Genomic DNA, 20,113 nt, shown 5'->3' with positions numbered 1-20,113 from the left:
AGGTGAAGTCCGTGATCGACGCTGACGGCTTTCGCCCCAATGTTGGCATTATCATTGTCAATAGCCAGGGGCAGCTGCTTTGGGCGCGTCGCGTAGGACAAAACGCGTGGCAGTTCCCCCAGGGAGGCATTAAAGCAAGCGAAACTCCACAACAAGCGCTATATCGTGAACTGTTTGAGGAGATCGGCCTGACCGCCGACGATGTTGACATTGTCGCCTGCACCCGGGGGTGGCTGCGCTACCGTCTGCCACGACGCATGATTCGTACCCACTCGCGACCGGTCTGTATCGGTCAAAAGCAGAAGTGGTTTTTACTCAGGATTCGGTGTCAGGAGAACCGGATCAGCATGACGGCAACCCCCAAACCCGAATTCGACGGCTGGCGCTGGGTCAGCTACTGGTACCCCTTGGGTCAGGTCGTGCCGTTCAAGCGGGAAGTCTACCGGCGGGCCTTGCGCGAGCTTTCCCCTCGCGTGCAGCGCTTGGCACTGGGAGATGAATAGCGTGAACAACACGGCGGGTCGGCATAGGGTCAATAGCGCAATCGAAAAGCGCTACTGGCCAAGCCGCTGCTCGCCGTGCCGCCTACCCCTCAGCGAGGACAACAAAAGTGAAGTCTAAAACATCCATGCTGGAGGTATTGAGGCGCGTCATACAAGAAGTGAACGGCGCGCGAACGCTAGAAGCCGCGCTGTCTACCATGGTGCGCCGTATCCGCAAGGCAATGCAGACCGATGTCTGCTCGTTCTATCTTTACGATAGCGATGTCGAGTCGCTGGTGCTGATGGAAACCATCGGCCTGCGCACTCAAGCCGTGGGTCGCGTAGTGCTGCCGCTGGGCGAAGGCCTGGTGGGGCTGGTGGCCAAGCGCAGCGAGCCGCTGAACCTGGAAGACGCCCGGGCCCACGCCCAGTTTCGCTACTTCGAGGCCACCGGCGAGGAGCGCTACTCGAGCTTTCTAGGCGTGCCCATCATTCACCAGCGCCAAATGCTGGGCGTGTTGGTCGTACAGCAAGCCGAGAAGCGCCGCTACGATGACGAAGACGAGGCGTTCCTGGTGACCATGGCCGCCCAACTGGCCGGGGTGCTGGCCCACGCGCTAGCCACCGGGAATCTCTCGCGCCCGGCGCTACCTGGCGGCCAGGCGATGTTCAAGGGGGTGGCGGCCTCACCGGGGGTCTCGATCGGCGAAGCCGTCGTGATCAGCCCACCGGCGGATTTGAACAGCGTGCCGGATCTGGTTCCAAGCGATCAGGATTTCGAAGTTGCCCGCCTGAAAGAGGCCATTGCACAAACCCGCCGCGAAATCCGCGCCGCCGCCGAGCGCCTGGCCAGTCGTATCTCCGCCCAGGAGCTGGCGCTGTTTGACGTTTACCAGCAGATGCTGGGCGAGGCGGCGCTTTCCGAAGAGGTCGAAAAGCGCATTCGCGAAGGGCAGTGGGCGCCGGGGGCGTTGGCGGATGTGGTACGCCGCCACGTTCAGTATCTCGAACGTGTGGACGACAACTACCTGCGCGAGCGCGCCGCCGACATTCGCGACCTTGGCCGCCGAGTGCTGGCACATCTTCAGCAGGATACCCCCTCGACCCCGGAAACCTACCCGGATAACGCGATTCTAGTCGGTGACGAAATCAGTGTGGCCATGCTGGGTGAAGTACCCCGAGGTAAGCTGAAAGGGCTGGTATCCGTGCGCGGCTCGAGCACCTCTCACGTGGCGATCGTGGCCCGGGCGATGGGCATCCCCACGGTGCTAGGCATGGTCGATTTACCGCTGCCGCGCTTGAACGGCGCTCCGGTCGTGCTGGATGGCCACCGCGGGCGCATGTTCGTGCGCCCCTCGCCAGAGCTCAAAGCGCGCTATGCCAGTTTGATTGCCGAAGAGCAGGCGCTGAGCGACATGCTCGAGCACGAGCAGGACCTGCCCAGCGAAACGCCGGATGGCCACAACCTGCCGCTCATGGTGAACACGGGGTTGGCGGTGGATGCCAGTGCGCTGCTCAAAAGCCGTATCGGTGGGGTGGGGCTTTACCGGACAGAAGTGCCGTTCATGATCGCCGAGCGCTTTCCCGGCGAGAAAGAACAAATGCGCATGTATCGCGAGCAGCTGGAAGGCTTCGCGCCGCTGCCGGTCGTGATGCGTACGCTGGATATCGGCGGTGACAAGGACCTGCCGTACTTTCCCATCGAGGAAGCCAACCCGTTTTTGGGCTGGCGAGGCATGCGGGTGACGCTGGACCACCCGGAAGTGTTAATGGTGCAACTGCGCGCCATGCTCAAGGCCTCCCACGGGATCGATAACCTCTATATTCTCTTCCCCATGATTACCAACGTGGAAGAGGTCGACGAAGCCTTGCGGCTGCTGGACCGCGCCATTCTCGAGCTGGGCGAGGAGGGGATCGTCGTCGGGCGCCCCCAGGTAGGCGTCATGATCGAAGTGCCCGCCACCATTTACCAAATGGATGCGCTGGCCAAGCGGGTCGATTTCTTCTCGGTGGGTAGTAATGACCTGACCCAGTATCTGTTGGCGGTGGATCGCAACAACCCACGGGTCTCGAGCCTTTACGATGCGCTGCACCCGGCGCTTCTCGGCGCACTCCAGGAGCTCTCCCAGGACGCCTTGCGCTTGAAAAAGCCGATTTCGCTTTGCGGCGAACTGGCCGGCGATCCGGCCGGCGCGCTGTTACTCATGGCGATGGGCTTTTCGAGCCTCTCGATGAATGCGCCTAGCCTGCCGAAAGTGCGCGCCGCGATTCGCCGCGTGCCGCTCACCGATGCCCAAGCGCTTTTGGATGAGATCATGGCGCTGGATACCCCGGCCCTGGTGCGCCAGCACTTGAACAAGCGCATGGACGAGTGGCAGCTAACCCACTTGCTGCCACCCCGCGACTAAACGCGTTTTTAAAGCGGCGCGTGGGGCTGGGCCAGGGTGGTTTCTCCCTCGCGCCGCCCCATGGGGCCAAACCGTTGCTCGGTCATGTGGGTGTGGCCCTGGGCGTCCAGGCGCAGCCAGGTAGTCGAGCGGGTACCGTAGTCTTCCCCGACGATGAACGCCGCCGAAAGGCGACGCTCCAGGCCTGCTTCTACGCCGGTATGGGGAAGTGCTTCGTCCGGGGCGGTGTTGGGGTCATGCAGTGCCCGGGCGGTGGCTGCTTGCCAGTCTCTTCCCGCTTCTTCGAGCGCCTGGCGGGCGGCGCTCAGCTTGGGCCAAGGCGTATCGAGGCTTGCATTGGAAAGCCCGTGCACACCCGGCGGCACACGGTCGATAAAAACGCCCGCGACCCCGCGATGCACGTGCCAAAGCGTCGCGTTGTGAGCCACCAGCAGGTTGAAACCGCCAAAGTGCGCGGCTTCGTCTTTGACCAACTGGTGAAGCCAGGCGGCCGGGTCATCGGCACGTAATGCCCGAAAGACGAGCTCGCCCCGGCTAGGGGCGCTGGCGGGTAGCGCCGCGCCGGGCTCGCGCACGTTGGTCAGTGCCGCCACCACGCCGCGGCGATTGGCCGCCAGCCAACTGCCGCCGGCCTGTAAATCGCGCCCGCCCAGAATGTCCGGGTGGTCTTGCCAGTGGTGTAGCGGCGCCGTTTGGCGGGCGTGAAACTCGTCGCGGTTGCCGGCGAGCTTCAAGGGCGTGGCACTGCCCGGGTTCCAGGCAAAGGTAAGTAAGCACATGGCGTCGATCGCCTTTCAAAAGTGGACCATAGCGCCCCATCGAAAGGGGCTAAATGTTATCATCTGCTCATATTGCCCGCCGCCTTCCAGCGGGGGCAAGCGCAAAACACCCTCTCTCAATCAGTAAGAGCGCTGCATCATGAGCATTGCGATCACACTACTGGGCTATCTCCTTTTGGGCGCGGCGGCCGGCACCATGGCCGGGCTGTTCGGCGTTGGCGGCGGGCTGATCATCGTTCCCGCCCTGGTGTTTGCATTCAATCTGCAAAACGTGGCGCCAGAAATCACCATGCACCTGGCCGTGGGTACCTCGCTTGCCACCATCGTGGTCACCGGTACGTCGTCGACCCTGGGGCATTACCGCAAGGGCAGCATTCACCGGCCCTGGTTCATGGCGCTTTTACCGGGCCTGATGCTGGGCGCCATTGGTGGCGTCTTCATCGCAGGGAATCTCTCCGGCACGGTGCTGGGCACGCTTTTTGGCGTGTTCGTGCTTTTGCTGGCGGGCAAAATGGTTCTAGGGCTCAAGCCAAAGCCGGGCTCGATAGCGCCGGGTAAAATCGCCATGACGATCGCCGGCGGCGTCGTCGGGGGCATCTCGGCACTATTCGGTATCGGCGGCGGGGCGATGACCGTGCCCTGGCTTTCGCGCTGCGGCGCCACCATGACCCAGGCAGTGGGTACCTCGGCGGCGTGCGGGCTGCCCATTGCGCTGGTCGGCGCGCTCACCTTTATCGTAGTGGGGTGGAACAACGCGTTACTGCCGGCCTGGTCCACCGGCTTTATCATGTGGCCGGCGTTTTTCGGCATCGTGTTGGCCAGTGTCCCTTTTGCCCGCGTAGGCGTTAAGCTGGCCCACGTGTTGTCGGCTCGCGTATTGCGGTTATCCTTTGCGCTGCTGCTGGCCGTCGTGGGGCTTCGCTTTATACTGGCTTGACGGCGCTGAACTAAAAAACGAAAAGGCAGCGCGGTATAAGCCCGCGATGACCTGAACTGGTTTGTTTGTCTTGATTTACCTAGAGGCGGTTGATGATCAATTACCCAGCGATTGACCCGGTAGCGATTTCTCTCGGGCCCCTGCAGGTTCACTGGTACGGCCTGATGTACGTTGTCGGCTTCGTGGCGGCCTGGTGGCTTGGCTGCAAACGCGCGGCGCGCATTGGCCTGACCAACGACGATATCAGCGACCTGCTGTTTTACTGCGCCGTGGGCGTGGTCGCCGGTGGGCGTTTGGGCTACGCGCTGTTCTACGGTTTGGGGCAGTGGGCGGCGGACCCGCTCTGGGTCTTCCGTGTTTGGGACGGCGGCATGAGCTTTCATGGCGGTCTGATCGGCGTTCTGCTCGCCGCCTGGCTCTTCGCCCGGCGCAAGCACTTGGCCTTTTTCACCCTGACCGATTTTATCGCACCGCTGGTGCCTATCGGCCTGGGGGCCGGGCGCATTGGTAACTTTATCAATCATGAGTTGCCCGGGCGGGTTACCTCGCTACCCTGGGGAATGCCGTTTCCCGGTATGGGGCCAGAACCACGTCATCCTTCTGCGCTTTATGAGGCGCTGCTGGAAGGCCTGGTGCTCTTCGTGATTCTTTGGTGGGTGTCGGCCAAGCCGCGTGCCCGCGGGTTCGTTTCGGGCCTTTTCCTGCTGGGGTACGGTGTCTTCCGCTTTATGGTGGAGTTCGTGCGCCTACCGGATGCCCACATCGGGTTTATCGCCTTTGGCTGGGTCACCATGGGGATGCTGTTGACCCTGCCGATGATCGCGCTGGGCGTGGCGTTCATGGTGTGGTCGCGCACCAACCCGGTCGATGCGAAAGTGGTTTAACGTGCCCAGCACCTTTTAGCGCCCTGTCAGGGCCTTGTTGAACGAACGGATACCTGGGGCGGGCGGCGTTGTATTTCTCATCGGCCCCTGCCTAGAATAAAGCCTTTAATGATCTGCAACTCTGGAAACCCTGTGACTGCCTCAACGCCTGCAACCGCCGCACCTCAAGCGACCTCCACCGCGCTGGAACAGCCTTATCTGGACCTGATGCATACCGTGCTGGAGCAGGGCACCGACCGGGATGACCGTACCGGCGTCGGCACGCGGTCTCTTTTTGGCCACCAGATGCGCTTCGACTTGGCCCGCGGGTTCCCGCTTTTAACCACCAAAAAGCTGCACCTGCGCTCCATCATTCATGAGCTTTTATGGTTTTTGAAAGGTGATACCAATATTGGCTACCTGAAAGAGCATGGGGTGCGCATTTGGGACGAGTGGGCGGATGAAAACGGCAACCTGGGGCCGGTGTACGGCTACCAGTGGCGCAGTTGGCCCGACCCGAAAGGCGGCGAAGGGGTCGACCAAATAACCAACGTACTCGAGCAGATCCGCACCGCGCCGCAGTCCCGCCGGCTGGTGGTGTCGGCCTGGAACCCGGCCCAGGTCGATGAAATGAAACTGCCGCCGTGCCACTGCCTGTTCCAGTTCTACGTGGCTAATGGCCGGCTCTCCTGCCAGCTCTACCAGCGCAGTGCGGATATTTTCCTGGGCGTACCATTCAATATCGCAAGCTATGCGCTGCTTACGTGCATGGTGGCCCAGGTGAGTGGCCTAAAGCCCGGGGAGTTCATTCACACCTTGGGCGATGCCCACCTTTACAGTAACCATTTCGACCAGGCGAAAGAGCAGTTGGCCCGCGCGCCCTATAGCCCGCCCAGGCTCTGGTTGAATCCGGAGGTCACGGACCTGTTCGATTTCACCTTCGACGATATCCGCATCGACGACTACGCCTTTCATCCCCACATCAAAGCGAAGGTGGCCGTATGAGCCCGCAACTCGACCATGAGCCCCTGGTGCCGGTGGCAATGATCGTCGCCATGGCCAAAAACCGCGTGATTGGCGTTGAAGGTAATTTGCCCTGGTACTTGCCAGAAGACCTGAAGTTCTTTAAACGTAAGACCCAGGCAAAACCATTGGTAATGGGACGTAAAACGTATGCTTCCATTGGCAAGCCGCTGCCCAACCGCTTGAACATCGTGGTGACCCGAGACCCGCAATTCGACGCCGACGGGGTGCGTGTCTGTCATGATCTTGAAAGTGCGCTGACCCTTGCCGACCAGCAAGCCACGATAGAAGCAGCGGAAGAGATCATGGTAATGGGGGGCGGCGAGATTTATCGCCAGGCAATGCCCTATGCCCAGCGCCTCTACGTCACCGAGGTGGATGTCGAGGTAGAAGGCGACACCACTTTTCCGGCAATACCGCCGCAAACGTTTCGAGAAGTAGAGCGCGTGGCGGGTACGCCCGGCGAAGGGCAGCCGCATTATGACTTTGTCGTTTACGAGCGTATTGACGACTGACCAGTTCCAGGGAGGGCGCCATGGCCGCCAGCGTAAATAGTTTGATCGAATCACTGGAGACGCACCTCCAGCGCACTCAACAAGAACTCGAGCTACTGCGCCGGGAAAATACCGCGCTTCGCGAGCAGCTTGCCCGCGAGGCGGTGTCATCTACACCGCCTTCAGCCGTGGCGGGCGAAAGCCAAATCGCACAGCCGCCAACGGCCGATGCGTTACAGAAGGCGCCGCAGCCGCAAGTGACGCCTTCGGCCCAGAACCCGGTGCAAGCCCATTCGGGGCAATCGGACAGTGCGTTCGAGCCTTTGGCATCGAAGCCGCAAGTAGAAGAGCCGCCAGCGCAGAAAGCTCGACAAGCCGACCCATCGAACGCTCAGGAATCCGCCGGTACACAGCAGCCTTCGCCCCACGCGCTTTTAAAGCAGTGGTACGAGCGCTACCCCGATGCGTTTTTCAAAGGGCACACCAAACCGCTCAAGGTGGGTATTCATCATGACCTGGCCGAGCGCGAGCCCTGGTCTGGCAAGCTGATACGCCGGGCGCTTGCCAACTACGTCAATTTGCCGCGCTACGTGAAATCCATGCGCGAAGGCGCAGAACGGGTCGACCTGGATGGCTTGCCCGCGGGGAAAGTAGATAAAGAGGCATCGCTTCACGCCAACGAGCGGCGCAAGGACCAGGCGGGCGAGAAACCCGCTCGTCAAGCTTCGAGCCAGGCGCACGACAAAGCGGCTAAAAAACCGAACCCAAAAGACCGCAAGGCCGATAATGCTTCTGCTGGCCCCATGAAGCCAGGCGCTTCGCAAAACAAGGCGCCGGAAAAAAGCGATGAAGCAAAACCGCTTAGCATGGAAGAGAAAATAAAAGGGCTAATGCAGAAATTCGAAGGGCGCTGAGACTCATCAACAGGCCGTGGGTTCCATAAAAAAGCGCAAATCGTAAAAGAACACTGTTTTTTTCTATTGCGTTCCCTCGAATCCCGGTATAGAGTTTGACTTGCGAGCATTGGACTATAACAAGGCTTTAGAGAGGACATGCCACATATCGCTGGCTCAACCGGCGGATGGCAGAAGAGCATGACCCAAAGGCCAACCTGCAGGCTTATAAGAGTCTGGCAGACACGATCGAAACAGTAAGCTAGTTAAGGAACCTACATCATGAAAAAGACACTTTTAGCGACTGCTGTCATCGCCGCTCTGGGCGCTTCTGCTGCCGCTCAAGCAGCCACTGTTTACGACGAAGACGGCACCAAAGTTGACCTGTACGGCCGTATCGCACTCGGCGTTGCAGGCGGCGGCCCGGAAGAAGACGGCGGCGTAAAAATCGACAACGATCCGGAATTTGTCGACATCTCTTCGCGCCTTGGCTTCCGTCTGAGCCAGGAAGTTACTCGTGACCTGACCGCTTTCGGTCGTCTTGAGTGGCGTTTCCGTGCCGACGAATCCGGTAACCGTAACGGCAACAACTTCGACGCGTTCTCCGAAACTCGCCAGTCCTACCTCGGTATGACCAGCCAGCAGTTCGGTACGTTCCAAGCAGGTAACTTCGACAGCTTCTACAACCAGTTCGTTTCTCTGCCGTTCGACGTTTACGTCGACCAGGGTTACAGGTTCGGTGGCCATGCGAAGCAGTCTCGCGGCGACTCGATCGGTTACTACACGCCTGACCTGGAAGGCTTCACTGTATTCGTACAGGCGAAGCACTACAGCGAGCGCGGCATGGTCGACGAAACCATTACTGATCCGGTTTCTGGTGATGTCGTAGTCGGTCGTGAAACGTCTGATCAAGGCAGCGTAACTGCCGCACAGGGTGGTGTTCGCTACGCTGAAGGCCCGGTTACCGTTGGTCTAGGTTTCATCGATGACGTTGCCCGTGGCGATGGCGGTAACGGCGAAATGCTGTACGGCTTGATCGGTTCTTATGACTTCACCGATCAGTTCTCTGCTCGTCTGGGTTACGAAGGTCGTGACAACAGCAGCGACGCAGTACGCACTGGCCCGCTGGGCGTAGTAGATACTCGCGGTGGCGGCTACGACTCCGTAGGCGTTGGTGGTACCTTCACTACCGGCCCGTGGGCATTCAACGTCGATTACTACAACATCGAGCGTGACGATGCCGAAACCAGCCGCTCCTGGGCGACTGGCGCGTACTACAACGTTTCCAGCAACTTCGACGTGTTCCTGGAAGTGGCTGACGCTGACGCACCGCGCGTTAACCGTAACGACGACTTCTTCGGCAGCGACGGTACGCTTAGCGACCTGACTGACGACGTATACTGGCTGACAGGCGCGCGTTACTTCTTCTAAGCCCGGCTTAATTGACCCGAGCGCTTAAGAAGTACCCCCTGCAGTATATGGAACCGGCCCCTTTTGGGGCCGGTTTTTTATTGTGCATAAAAATGTTTCGAGTAGTAAAGTTGGAAGTCGCCGAAGCCGATTCAACGGCCATTCGTGCACCCTCTGACGACGTTTACTGGATCGCAGGTGGGCGCTAGCTCTTTTAACGCGAGCGCTTAAGCCACCTTCGCTTTAAAGCCGGCCCGGTGAAAGGTCGGCTTTTTTTGTATCAATAAAACAACATATAGTGAATAAACGTTTTAAGCGTGGAATTTGTAAAAGATTTGTTGAGGTGGAGCGCTAAAGAGGAATCACATACAATGGCCGTCTATTTTACGGCGCTGCGATAGCGCACCCCACGTTTTTACATAGTAAAGTGTAGGGCAAGGGAAAGCGCCCGGTTTAATCCCCGGGCGGTAGCGTGCCTTTTTTCTGGGAATCAAAATGATCTATACCCCACGTATCCAAACGGTATCCGTGCGCTTGCTGCTCACCGCCGTTAGCCTGGCTTTGTTGAGCGGGTGTGCCACCCGTTACCCCTCGGGTAGCGAATCGCAGCTTCAGTACGCGCTGAACAACGACAGTGCCCAAGCCATCAACAACGACACCATCAATGGCTTTTTAGAGCAGTCGCCCGCCGGGGGTGTCGTCAGTGCAGTTAGCAGCCCCTGGGGTAACAACGTTGAAATCGTCGCCGACCAGCCGTACCTGGCGGCAAGCGGGCGCGAATGCCGACGCCTGCAAATTATAGCCACGCAAGGTGAAAACCGCCGGGCGCTGGCATGTAAAACGCCCCAGGGCTGGGTCAATCAGCGTGTCGTCACACAAACGGTAGAAGGGCGGTTGCAATGAACGTATTTACCTTTCATAAACGCCTGAGCGTTACCAAAACGCTTGCTGCCGTTTCGTTGAGCTGTTTGATGGCCTTGGGAACGACCGCCCAGGCCCAGGTGTTGAGCCTGCCCGACAATACGCTCTCCAACCAACGCAGCGGCCAGTCTTCAAGCCAAAGCCAGCGCCAGGGCCAGGGGCAAGGCCAAGGGGGGCAGGCGGCCCAGGGGCAGCAGCAAGTAGAAGATGCGCCCCGCGCCGACTGGCGAAGCGGCACCTATGGCCCGTTGCCCAGAAATCAACCCAGAAACCCGGACCTACTCCCGCCGTTTGGTTTCAACCTGTTTACCGGCGGCTTTCGCGGCGCGATAGGCGATGGCATGAATGCTGACTATCGCATCAAGCCTGGCGACCAGGTTACCGTACGTGCCTGGGGGGCGATCGAGTTGGACCGCTCTCTGCCCGTGGACGCCCAGGGCAATATCTTCATCCCCGGTTCTGGCCCTATCAATGTGGAAGGCCTGAGCAGCCAGCAGGTGGATAACACCGTACGCCAGGCGATTACCTCGGTGTACCCGGATAACGTCGAAGTCTATACCAATCTGCAGGGCGTACAGCCTGTGGCGGTGTATGTTACCGGCTACGTGGAAAACCCCGGACGCTATGCCGGTACGCCGGATGATTCGCTTTTGTACTTTCTGGACCAAGCCGGCGGTATCGACCAGGACCTGGGTAGCTACCGTCAGCTTCGCGTGATGCGTGATGGCAGCCAGATCGCCACCGTCGACCTTTATGACTTTCTCATCAACGGCACCATCCCCCGCCCGCAGTTCCAGGACGGCGACACGATCGTGGTTGAAGAGCGTGGCCCGGCGATTGCCGTAGTGGGAGACGTACACCGCGAGCTGCGCTACGAACTGACCGGTAACACCCTAAGCGGGGATGAACTTGTCAACCTGGCGCGGCTAAGAAGCGGGGTTTCCCACGTACTGCTTCGTGGCGACCGCCCTAGCGGCCCCATCGCCCAGTACTTTCCGCTGGGCCAGTTCTCGAGTCAAACCGTGCGCAGCGGCGATGAAGTTACCTTTAGCGCCGACCAGCGCAGCGAGACGATCGTGGTCGAGTTAGAAGGTAGCTACTACGGCCCCTCACGCTATGCGTTGCCGCGTAATGCACGGTTAAGTGAACTCCTGGACGCCGTGGCCGTACCCGAGCGCATGACGGCGGTTGAAAGTGTCTCTATTCAGCGTGAAAGTGTAAAAGAGCAGCAACGCCAATCCATGGAAGATAGCCTGCGCCGGCTGGAAACGACTTACCTAAGCGCCCCCTCGAGCACTAACGAAGAAGCCCAGGTACGCGCCCAGGAAGCGGAGCTCATTCAAAACTTTGTCGAGCGTGCACGCGAGCTGGAGCCAAGCGGTCGTATGGTCGTGGCGTATGATGGCAAAATCTCGGATATTCGCCTCCAGGATGGCGATGTCATCACCATCCCCGAAATCAGTGATTCTCTGCTGGTCAGTGGTGAGGTACTGGTGCCTCAGGCCGCCGTTTATCGCCCCGGCATGAACGTAATCGACTATATCGAAAGCGCCGGCGGCTTTACCAACCGTGCCGACGACGACCATATCCTGATCGTCCGCCAAAACGGCGCGGTAGAAAATGCGCGCAAGGTCAACCTGCGTGCGGGTGATGAAATTCTCGTTATGCCCGCCGCGCCAACGCACAACCTGCAGCTAGCCGCTACCTTGACACAAATTCTCTACCAGGTAGCCGTGGCCACGCGCGTCGCGGTCGATCTTTAACCATGGCCGATAACCCAACGGCACGCCGCGGCGCCCGCACGCCGTGGCAGGTAACCCGCAGTGTGTGGTACGCCATGTTCATGCGCGAGGCCATCTCGCGCACCATGTCTGACCGCATGGGCTGGTTCTGGATGATCTTCGAGCCGGTGGCGGTCGTCGGTATTATGGTGGCTATACGTAGCTTTATTCGAGGTAGCCAGCTAGTAGCTAACGCTGAATTTATCCCTTGGCTAATTGCAGGCCTAATGGGATTCTACTTGGTACGAGAGGGCCTTGCGCGCGGCATGGGCGCCGTTAATAGCAACAAAGCACTTTTTGCCTATCGACAAGTGCAGCCTGTCGATGCCGTATTCACGCGTAATTTTTTGGAAGGCATGCTGCGCTCTTTTGTATTCTTGATATTCATAGTGGGCGGGCTAATGCTGGGGCTGGATATGTACCCGGATAATGCCATTCGTGTCATGGCGGCTTGGATATCTCTTTGGTTTTTAGGTCTAGGTTTAGGGCTGGTTGCATCTGTATCAGCTACCTTGGTACCAGAGGTCGGTAAGGTGATCAACATGATTACTTTGCCGCTACTGATTATCTCTGGCGTTATTATACCGCTCAACAGCTTACCCCATTGGCTGTTGGAATATTTGATGCTCAATCCCATCCCCCACGGCCTCGAAACGCTCCGTTTGGGCTTTTTCGACAACTACAAGGTAGTGCACGGCACCAGCATGCTCTACTTCTGGTTTTTCACGCTTTCGCTTATTACGGTAGGGCTCATCATGCACCTGCGCTTTGTTGACCGGTTAAAGGCAAGCTAATTCATGCAAGGTTCTCTCTCTCGTTTTGTAAAAGAGTCGCCCCACTGGGCACTAGCGCTCATTGCCATCGTCTTGGTCACGTTTTATTGGTTTGTGTGGGCCCAGGACCGCTACGTCTCCCGCGCAACGGTAGTGCTGGAAAGCCCCCAAGTGGCCGCCCCAGAAATAAGCTTTGCCTCACTCATGGGGGGCGGCGGGGGCGGCAATACGCACGATTTATTGCTACTACGCGAGCACTTGTTGTCAGTCGATATGCTGCGCAATCTGGACCAGGAACTTGGCTTTCGCGAACACTACAGCACCCACGGCGATATTTTCGCAAAGCTTTGGCATGCCGATGCACCCATCGAAGACCTGCACGCCTACTATCAACGCCGGGTCGAGATCGAGATGGACGAGTATGCCGGCGTGCTCAATATAGAGGTAGAGGGCTATACGCCCGAGTTCGCCCAGCAAATGACCACCATGCTGCTGGAGGCCGGTGAGGATCACATGAACGCCATGGGCCACCGCCTGGCACAAGAGCAGGTGCGCTTTCTGGAGCAGCAAATGGTGCGTCTTGAAGAGCGTTTTCGTGAAACCCGTAGCGAACTTCTCGAGTTTCAAAACGAGTACGGTTTGATATCCCCCACGGCCACGGTAGAAAGCCTGAACCAAGTTGTGGCCACGCTGGAAGGGGACCTGGCACGCCTGCAAGCCCAGCGCGATGCTTTGGCCAGCTTCCAGAGCTCCCAATCTGCCGAGCTCCGGCAGGTCGAGCGCAACATTACCGCGCTGCGCGACCAAATCAGCGAGCAAAGCGAACGCCTGGCCCAGGCCGCCGGCGGCGCGCTGAACCGCGTTTCCGCCGAGTACGAAACCCTGGAGCTGCAAGCCCAGTTCGCCCAGGAAACCTACTCGAGCGCCCTGGCCGCCCTCGAAAACACCCGCTTGGAAGCCGCCCGCCAGCTCAAGCAGGTCAGCGTGCTGCAAAGCCCGCTACTACCGGAATACCCGGTATCGCCCAACCGGCTCTACAACAGCACGGTATTCGCCATCATCACTATCTTCCTCGCGTTCATCCTCAGCATGATCATCATGATCGTGAAGGACCACCGTGATTAGGGGTGAGTAGGTAGTAAGTAGTGAATAGTAAGTGGTGAATAGTAAGTGGTGAATCGTAAACACGTGCATATACCGTAGCGCGGCGTAACGAGCAACAACGAGGCACCTGCCAGGCGGCGGCTAAAGCATCCTCCCACGGTCAGAAGGTAATCCCGCCACCCCCGTAGGAGCCGGATTCATCCGGCGATGGAAGGCGAAAGCCTTCCCCAGGCCACGGTGCCACCGCAGAGAAATCGCCGGCTAAAGCCCGCTCATACGGCCAAAAGGTGATCCTGCCACCCCCGCAGGAGCTGGATTCATCGGGCGATGGAAGGCAAAGCCTTCCCAAGCTAGCGGCGCCACATACACCCAATTGCTGCTAAAACCTGCTCCTACGTCCAAGCAGTGGCCCACCCACCCCCGTAGGAGCTGGATTCATCCGGCGATGGAAGGCGTCAGCCTTCCCTTGCTAACGGAGCCCCGTTCAACAAATCGCTGGCTAAAGCCTGCTTGCTTCGAAACCACACGGTCTATAATAGATCTAAGGTTTCATAGTCTTTGCTGAGATGGAAAAATCATGAGTGTAAAATCGAACCCCGAAAAGCTAGTGGTTGTGCGCAAGGTGAAGAGGAAAGATCCAATGCAAGACACCCGCTCACTCATGCGGTTTGCGAGCGAATCCTCTAGTGCGGCTATTCGAAAAACCCTGGCAGCAGGCGTCTCTGTTGTATATGAACGTGATGGCTATTTAGTTGAAGAGACGCCCGATCATCAGGTCAAACAGCTTAAAAAATTAAAAGAAACACAGCCTTTCAACCTTAGGGAGTATTTGTGCCAAGGTTAAGGCTAATTGCTGGCCCGAATGGCTCGGGTAAAACTACCTTGACTCAATTTTTGCTTAGTAAAAAAATACCACTGGGGCAGTATTTAAATCCTGATGACATTGCTAAGCACATTCAGCTAAATAGCGTGTTAGAAAGAACATCAACCGCAATTTCTCATGATGATGCCTCCTCAAATCAGTTTGCCAAGGATTTTGAAGCTTACTTTGCTGCGATATCTGCCCAAGCGATTGCCATAGGCCTAAGAGAAGACTGGCTGGAATCTGGCCTTTCTCTTACCTACGAATCCGTTATGAGCCATAGTAGCCATCTAAACTTCGTAGAAAAGGCACTTGATTTAGGATTCGAACCCTACCTTTATTATATTTGCACCTCTAGCCCTGAAATTAATCAAGCGCGTGTTGCACAAAGGGTTTCTAGCGGAGGGCACGATGTCCCTTCAGATAAAATAACAAGTCGTTATCAAGCAAGTTTGTCACTTTTGTATGAAATGGTTGTGAAATGTCGAAGAGCCTACTTTTTTGATAATTCAAGTGAAAGGCATCTTCATTTTGCAGAGGCGACACCTGATGGTTTTCTGGATATCTACGAAAGCGAATTTGAAAAAATTGATTCAAGCTGGTTTGTGGAGTCAGTGCTTAAAAAATGGGACCGGTCTAAAGTGAGGTTTGCGCGTCCCTCATAATAAGGTGTAACAATAAATCGGGGCCATTACCCCGTGGTGCGGCATAAAGAAAGAGCGAGCAACAAGCAAATGAGACACCTGCAAAGGGCGGCGAGAGCCGCTTTGATATCGCTATCATACGCCTACACGTTACAACCCTGAAAGAAAGCACGAAAAGGACCTCAATGCTCGACATCACACACCACGGCGGCGCCCAGGGCGTCACCGGCAGCTGCCACCAGCTAATAGTGAACAGTGAAAACTCGCTGCTAATAGACTGCGGCCTGTTCCAGGGCGAGGATGCCCGTGAAGATTCGTTCGAGCAGCTACAAATCGAGTTCGATATATCCACGGTACGAGCACTCATCATTACCCACGTACATATCGACCACGTAGGGCGGCTGCCTTACTTGCTGGCGGCGGGCTTCAAAGGCCCCATTATTTGCTCGAAACCCACGGCTAAACTGCTACCGCTGGTGATCGAAGACGCGCTTAAAATAGGCTTCACCCGCGATGCCCAACTGATCGAGCGCTTCCAGGCACAGCTCGAATCCCAAATTGTAAGCGTGGCCTACGGCAAGTGGCACACGGTAGTAGCAGATGAAAACGCCAATACCCGCATAAAGCTAAAGCGGGCAGGGCACATACTGGGCTCGAGCTACGTAGAAGTAAGCCATCAGGACCTCTCCAGTCAGCAAAAAGAGCGAGTCGTGTTCTCTGGCGACTTGGGCGCCCCCCACGCGCCGCTACTCCCTGCGCCCAAATCGCCCCACGGCTGTAACCATCTGGTACTCGAAAGCACCTACGGCAACCGCACCCACCCCAATCGCGAAAATCGGCGTGCGGTGCTCAAAAGTGCCATCACCCAAGCGCTACAAAACGATGGCACGGTCATGGTGCCCGCGTTCAGCATTGGCCGTACCCAAGAGCTTTTGTACGAGCTCGAAAGCATCATTTTCGATGCTCATAAGCCCCAGTGGAAAGACCTGGGAATCATCGTCGATTCCCCACTCGCCGCCCGCTTCACGAAGGTGTACCGCGAGCTCAAACCCTACTGGGACGATGAAGCCCAAAAGCGCCTGAAAGGCGGGCGCCACCCGCTAAACTTCGCCAACCTCTACACGGTCGATTCTCACGAAGAACACCTGCAAACCGTAGAGTACCTGGCCAAAAGCGGCAGGCCCGCCGTGGTCATCGCCGCCAGCGGCATGTGCGCGGGCGGGCGCATCATGAATTACCTAAAAGCCATGCTAGGCGATGCCCGCCATCAGGTACTGTTCGTAGGCTACCAAGGCGCCGGCACCCCTGGCCGCACCATTCAGGAATACGGCCCCAAGGGCGGCTGGGTGGAGATAGACGGCCAGCGTATCGACATAAACGCAGGCGTTACTTCTATTAGCGGCTACTCCGCCCACGCGGACCAAAAGAACCTGCTCGATTTCGTAAAACGCATGCGCCGCTGGCCCCACACCATTCACCTGGTACACGGCGAACAAAGCGCCCGCGAAGCACTCAAGAAAGAACTCGAAGCCATGTATAAGCGTAAGGGGCGGTCGGTGAGTGTAAGGGCGTAAGTCGTAAATCGTGAGTGGTGAGTGGTGAATCGAGAACGGTAAATGGTGAGTTGGTATGCGTAAGCATCAGGAGTTGAGGGTTTGGCAGCAAGCCATGGACCTGGTAGAAGAAGTCTATAGATTAACAGCCAAGTTTCCCTCCAATGAGAAATTCGGACTAACAAGTCAGCTACGTCGTGCCGCAGTTTCTATTCCCAGTAATATTGCTGAAGGCGCGGCCAGGGGCAGCTCGAAAGATTTTATTCGGTTTTTATTCATTGCACGCGGCTCACTAAGTGAGATTGAGACACAGCTGCTAATTTCCCTGCGACTTGGATACCTTGAAGACGTAACGCAGGTAGTCGAGCTAATTCATAGAGTTTCAGGTTTATTAGGTGGGTTGATTCGAAATTTGCAGAGCCGATAATCCCTCACGACTCACGACTCACGACTCACGACTCACGACTCACGACTCACGACTCACGACTCACGACTCACGACTCACGACTCACGACTCACGACTCACGACTCACGACTCACGACTCACCACTCACTACTCACCATTCACAAACAAATGATCGAAATCAAAAACCTCTACAAGCGCTACCACAACCACCACGGCAGCGACTGGGTACTCAGGGACATCAACGTCACGATACCCACCGGCGTAAGCGTGGGGTTGATCGGTGCCAACGGCGCGGGTAAATCGACGCTTTTGCGTCTGATCGCCGGTATGGACAAGCCCGAGCGGGGCGAGGTCATTCGCCATAGCCGCGTTTCCTGGCCGGTCGGGCTTTCCGGCGGTATGCAAGGCAGCATGACTGGCCGGCAAAACGTGAAGTTCGTGGCACGCGTACAGGGCAGTACGAATCAGGAAGTACAGCAGATTATCGATTTCGTCGAAGACTTCGCCGAAATAGGCGCCGCGTTCGATGAGCCTATTCGAACTTATTCATCCGGTATGCGCTCGCGCATATCGTTTGGGCTATCGTTCGCCTTCGATTTCGACGTATACATTTCCGATGAAGCCACCGCCGTGGGCGACCGCGCCTTCAAGGACAAAGCCAAAAAGCTGTTTCAGTCCAAGGTAGGCGAAGCCTCGCTCATTATGGTGTCTCACAGCGAAGGTATCCTGACTGACCTGTGTAAAGCCGGCCTTTACCTCAAGGGGGGAAGCGCCTACTGGTATGACGACATCAAAGAAGCGATAGCCGCCTACCACGCGGATGTAGACGCCAAAAAAGCGGCGGGCGAAAGCGAATTCCCCAAGGATGTTATTGGCACGCGCCACTACCTGGCCGAGAGCCACCTGATATTGAAGGGCGCACAGGAAACGCTAAGTGAGCTACAAGAGCAGGGCGCACCGGCTGAACAAATTATAGCGGCCAAGCAGGAAGTCAGCACCGCGGGCAAAACCGCGCGAGACGTACGCCTGCACCTGGAGGCGTTGGAAGAAAACGAGCGCCAATCGAAGAAGAAAAAACGCGCCTGATACCTGGCCAGAGAGTTTATGAAAACCAAGACGTTTTTGATTACCGGCGGTGCCGGCTTTATTGGCTCTGCCGTAGTGCGTGAGCTGATTCAAAACAGCGCGCACCATGTAGTGAATGTCGATAAGTTGACCTACGCGGGTAACCTGGAATCTCTAGGGCACATAGCGAACAGCGAGCGTTACACCTTCGAGCAGGCCGATATTTGCGATGCCCCCGCTATGCGCCGCTTGTTCGAAACCCATCAGCCCGATGTCGTGATGCACCTGGCCGCCGAGAGCCACGTGGACCGCTCGATAGATGGCCCGGCGGAATTCATCCAAACCAACGTGGTCGGCACCACCGTACTGCTGGAAGCCGCGCGCAGCTACTGGAACACGTTGGAAGGCGAGCGTAAGGAAGACTTCCGGTTCCACCATATAAGCACTGATGAAGTATATGGTGATCTTGCCGAACCAGGCTCAAAGGGTGAGGAAATTACGGGTACACCATTTACCTCTCACCATTCACTATTCACTGAGCAAACCCCCTACGCGCCCAGCTCCCCCTATTCCGCCAGCAAAGCCAGTTCAGACCACATGGTACGCGCATGGCAGCGTACGTTTGGCCTGCCCACACTGATCACTAACTGCTCCAACAACTACGGCCCGTATCATTTTCCTGAAAAACTAATTCCGTTGATAATCCTCAACGCCCTGGCCGGCAAACCGCTACCGGTTTACGGCGACGGCCAGCAGGTCCGCGACTGGCTGTACGTCGAAGACCACGCCCGTGCACTCATCAAGGTCGCAACCGAAGGTCAAGTAGGTGAAACCTACAACATCGGTGGCCACAACGAGCAAACAAACCTGCACGTAGTAGAAACCATCTGTGAAATCCTGGATGAACTAATGCCCCCAAAGGAAGACGCGAGCATCCACGACTCACCACTCACCACTCACCACTCACCATTCACAAATCACGATTCACACAAAAGACTCATCACCTTCGTCACCGACCGCCCGGGCCACGACCTACGCTACGCCATCGATGCCAGCAAAATCGAACGCGAGCTAGGCTGGGTGCCGCAAGAAACTTTTGAGACGGGCCTGCGCAAAACCGTACAGTGGTATCTGGATAACGAAACATGGTGGAAACGCGTACAAGACTGCAGCTACCAGGGCGAGCGCTTGGGTAGCTTATGAGTAGATTCGCCGCGGACACTCACGGAAAACACGGATAAAAAGCGTTCGAAAAACCGCTACGCGATCTAGAGAAGAGGTGAGGCCATATGCTAACGGAAGAAGCGCTTACCTACAGAATAAGAGGGGCCATTTTTGAAGTATCCAAACAGCTAGGCCCTGGTTTTTTGGAAAGCGTTTATCAGAAAGCACTGGCGATCGAACTGCAAAGCGCAGGGCTCGACGTACAAGCTGAATCACCGGCGAATATTTACTATAAAGATCATTTGGTAGGCGCACACCGGCTCGATCTCGTGGTTGAGAACCGCGTAGTTCTCGAGCTCAAGGCTCAAGCACAGTTGTCACCTTTGGCCGAGGCGCAGTTAATCAACTACCTACGAGCAACAGGCTTACCGGTAGGCTTACTAGTCAATTTCACCTACCCAAAAGCATGGATCAAGCGCATCGTCGTTTAATTTTTGATCCGTGTCTTCCGTGAAATTCCGTGGTGAAATGAGTGCGCCATGACATTTGAT

At 57.2% G+C, this 20,113-nt stretch carries 20 protein-coding genes; 19 read left to right on the top strand and 1 reads right to left on the bottom strand.

Going from position 1 to position 20,113, the window contains the following annotated elements; translation table 11 throughout:
* Positions 1 to 11 precede the first annotated feature (11 nt).
* Together ACWFVE_RS10495 and ptsP are read left to right on the top strand one after the other, a co-directional pair.
* Complete coding sequence (locus ACWFVE_RS10495; protein ID WP_447529217.1) at positions 12 to 503, top strand: RNA pyrophosphohydrolase; 492 nt, start codon at positions 12 to 14, stop codon at positions 501 to 503.
* Positions 504 to 628: 125 nt separating this feature from the next.
* The gene (ptsP, locus tag ACWFVE_RS10490) at positions 629 to 2,890 is read left to right on the top strand and encodes a phosphoenolpyruvate--protein phosphotransferase (protein ID WP_447530527.1); all 2,262 of its coding nucleotides are present in this window, start codon (positions 629 to 631) and stop codon (positions 2,888 to 2,890) included.
* A gap of 8 nt (positions 2,891 to 2,898) precedes the next feature.
* Here the strand turns inward: ptsP and ACWFVE_RS10485 are convergent, their stop codons facing one another.
* Positions 2,899 to 3,669, bottom strand: a complete 771-nt coding sequence (locus tag ACWFVE_RS10485; RefSeq protein ID WP_447529216.1) for an NRDE family protein — start codon at positions 3,667 to 3,669, stop codon at positions 2,899 to 2,901.
* Between the two features lie 139 nt (positions 3,670 to 3,808).
* On the opposite strand from ACWFVE_RS10485, the gene ACWFVE_RS10480 reads away from it, so the two are divergent.
* The 17 genes from ACWFVE_RS10480 to ACWFVE_RS10400 all read left to right on the top strand — a co-directional run bounded on the left by ACWFVE_RS10480 (position 3,809) and on the right by ACWFVE_RS10400 (position 20,053).
* The gene (locus ACWFVE_RS10480) at positions 3,809 to 4,606 is read left to right on the top strand and encodes a sulfite exporter TauE/SafE family protein (RefSeq protein ID WP_447529215.1); all 798 of its coding nucleotides are present in this window, start codon (positions 3,809 to 3,811) and stop codon (positions 4,604 to 4,606) included.
* 92 nt (positions 4,607 to 4,698) lie between these two features.
* A complete protein-coding gene (lgt, locus tag ACWFVE_RS10475) occupies positions 4,699 to 5,490 on the top strand; it encodes a prolipoprotein diacylglyceryl transferase (protein ID WP_447529214.1) in 792 nt (263 codons plus the stop codon).
* A gap of 207 nt (positions 5,491 to 5,697) precedes the next feature.
* Positions 5,698 to 6,474, top strand: coding sequence for a thymidylate synthase (locus ACWFVE_RS10470; protein ID WP_447530526.1), 777 nt, complete (start codon positions 5,698 to 5,700; stop codon positions 6,472 to 6,474).
* Complete coding sequence (locus ACWFVE_RS10465) at positions 6,471 to 7,007, top strand: dihydrofolate reductase (RefSeq protein ID WP_447529213.1); 537 nt, start codon at positions 6,471 to 6,473, stop codon at positions 7,005 to 7,007. Before ACWFVE_RS10470 ends, ACWFVE_RS10465 begins: the two co-directional genes overlap by 4 nt.
* Before the next feature lie 20 nt (positions 7,008 to 7,027).
* Entirely contained in the window at positions 7,028 to 7,900 is an 873-nt protein-coding gene (locus tag ACWFVE_RS10460) for a ProQ/FINO family protein (RefSeq protein ID WP_447529212.1), read from the top strand.
* Positions 7,901 to 8,161: 261 nt separating this feature from the next.
* Positions 8,162 to 9,310, top strand: a complete 1,149-nt coding sequence (locus ACWFVE_RS10455) for a porin (RefSeq protein WP_447529211.1) — start codon at positions 8,162 to 8,164, stop codon at positions 9,308 to 9,310.
* A gap of 474 nt (positions 9,311 to 9,784) precedes the next feature.
* The gene (locus tag ACWFVE_RS10450) at positions 9,785 to 10,192 is read left to right on the top strand and encodes a DVU3141 family protein (RefSeq protein ID WP_447529210.1); all 408 of its coding nucleotides are present in this window, start codon (positions 9,785 to 9,787) and stop codon (positions 10,190 to 10,192) included.
* Positions 10,189 to 11,973 (top strand): polysaccharide biosynthesis/export family protein, encoded by a 1,785-nt coding sequence (locus tag ACWFVE_RS10445; RefSeq protein WP_447529209.1) that lies wholly within the window; start codon positions 10,189 to 10,191, stop codon positions 11,971 to 11,973. The genes ACWFVE_RS10450 and ACWFVE_RS10445 overlap by 4 nt, the downstream gene beginning before the upstream one ends.
* A 2-nt stretch (positions 11,974 to 11,975) precedes the next feature.
* Positions 11,976 to 12,785, top strand: a complete 810-nt coding sequence (locus tag ACWFVE_RS10440; RefSeq protein WP_447529208.1) for an ABC transporter permease — start codon at positions 11,976 to 11,978, stop codon at positions 12,783 to 12,785.
* A gap of 3 nt (positions 12,786 to 12,788) precedes the next feature.
* Complete coding sequence (locus ACWFVE_RS10435; RefSeq protein ID WP_447529207.1) at positions 12,789 to 13,889, top strand: chain-length determining protein; 1,101 nt, start codon at positions 12,789 to 12,791, stop codon at positions 13,887 to 13,889.
* Positions 13,890 to 14,445: 556 nt separating this feature from the next.
* Positions 14,446 to 14,712, top strand: a complete 267-nt coding sequence (locus tag ACWFVE_RS10430) for a hypothetical protein (RefSeq protein WP_447529206.1) — start codon at positions 14,446 to 14,448, stop codon at positions 14,710 to 14,712.
* Between the two features lie 38 nt (positions 14,713 to 14,750).
* Positions 14,751 to 15,395 carry a hypothetical protein gene (locus ACWFVE_RS10425; protein ID WP_447529205.1) on the top strand — a complete coding sequence of 215 codons (645 nt, stop codon included), beginning with the start codon at positions 14,751 to 14,753 and terminating at the stop codon, positions 15,393 to 15,395.
* A gap of 164 nt (positions 15,396 to 15,559) precedes the next feature.
* Positions 15,560 to 16,948, top strand: coding sequence for an MBL fold metallo-hydrolase (locus ACWFVE_RS10420; protein ID WP_447529204.1), 1,389 nt, complete (start codon positions 15,560 to 15,562; stop codon positions 16,946 to 16,948).
* 55 nt (positions 16,949 to 17,003) lie between these two features.
* The gene (locus tag ACWFVE_RS10415) at positions 17,004 to 17,354 is read left to right on the top strand and encodes a four helix bundle protein (protein WP_447529203.1); all 351 of its coding nucleotides are present in this window, start codon (positions 17,004 to 17,006) and stop codon (positions 17,352 to 17,354) included.
* A 147-nt stretch (positions 17,355 to 17,501) separates the two neighbouring features.
* The gene (locus ACWFVE_RS10410) at positions 17,502 to 18,419 is read left to right on the top strand and encodes an ABC transporter ATP-binding protein (RefSeq protein ID WP_447529202.1); all 918 of its coding nucleotides are present in this window, start codon (positions 17,502 to 17,504) and stop codon (positions 18,417 to 18,419) included.
* Positions 18,420 to 18,437: 18 nt separating this feature from the next.
* Positions 18,438 to 19,601, top strand: coding sequence for a dTDP-glucose 4,6-dehydratase (gene rfbB / locus ACWFVE_RS10405; RefSeq protein ID WP_447529201.1), 1,164 nt, complete (start codon positions 18,438 to 18,440; stop codon positions 19,599 to 19,601).
* 86 nt (positions 19,602 to 19,687) lie between these two features.
* Complete coding sequence (locus ACWFVE_RS10400) at positions 19,688 to 20,053, top strand: GxxExxY protein (protein ID WP_447529200.1); 366 nt, start codon at positions 19,688 to 19,690, stop codon at positions 20,051 to 20,053.
* Positions 20,054 to 20,113 lie beyond the last annotated feature (60 nt).

The sequence above is a fragment of the Vreelandella mediterranea genome (assembly GCF_970647075.1).
This window is presented reverse-complemented; position numbering and strand designations above follow the sequence as displayed.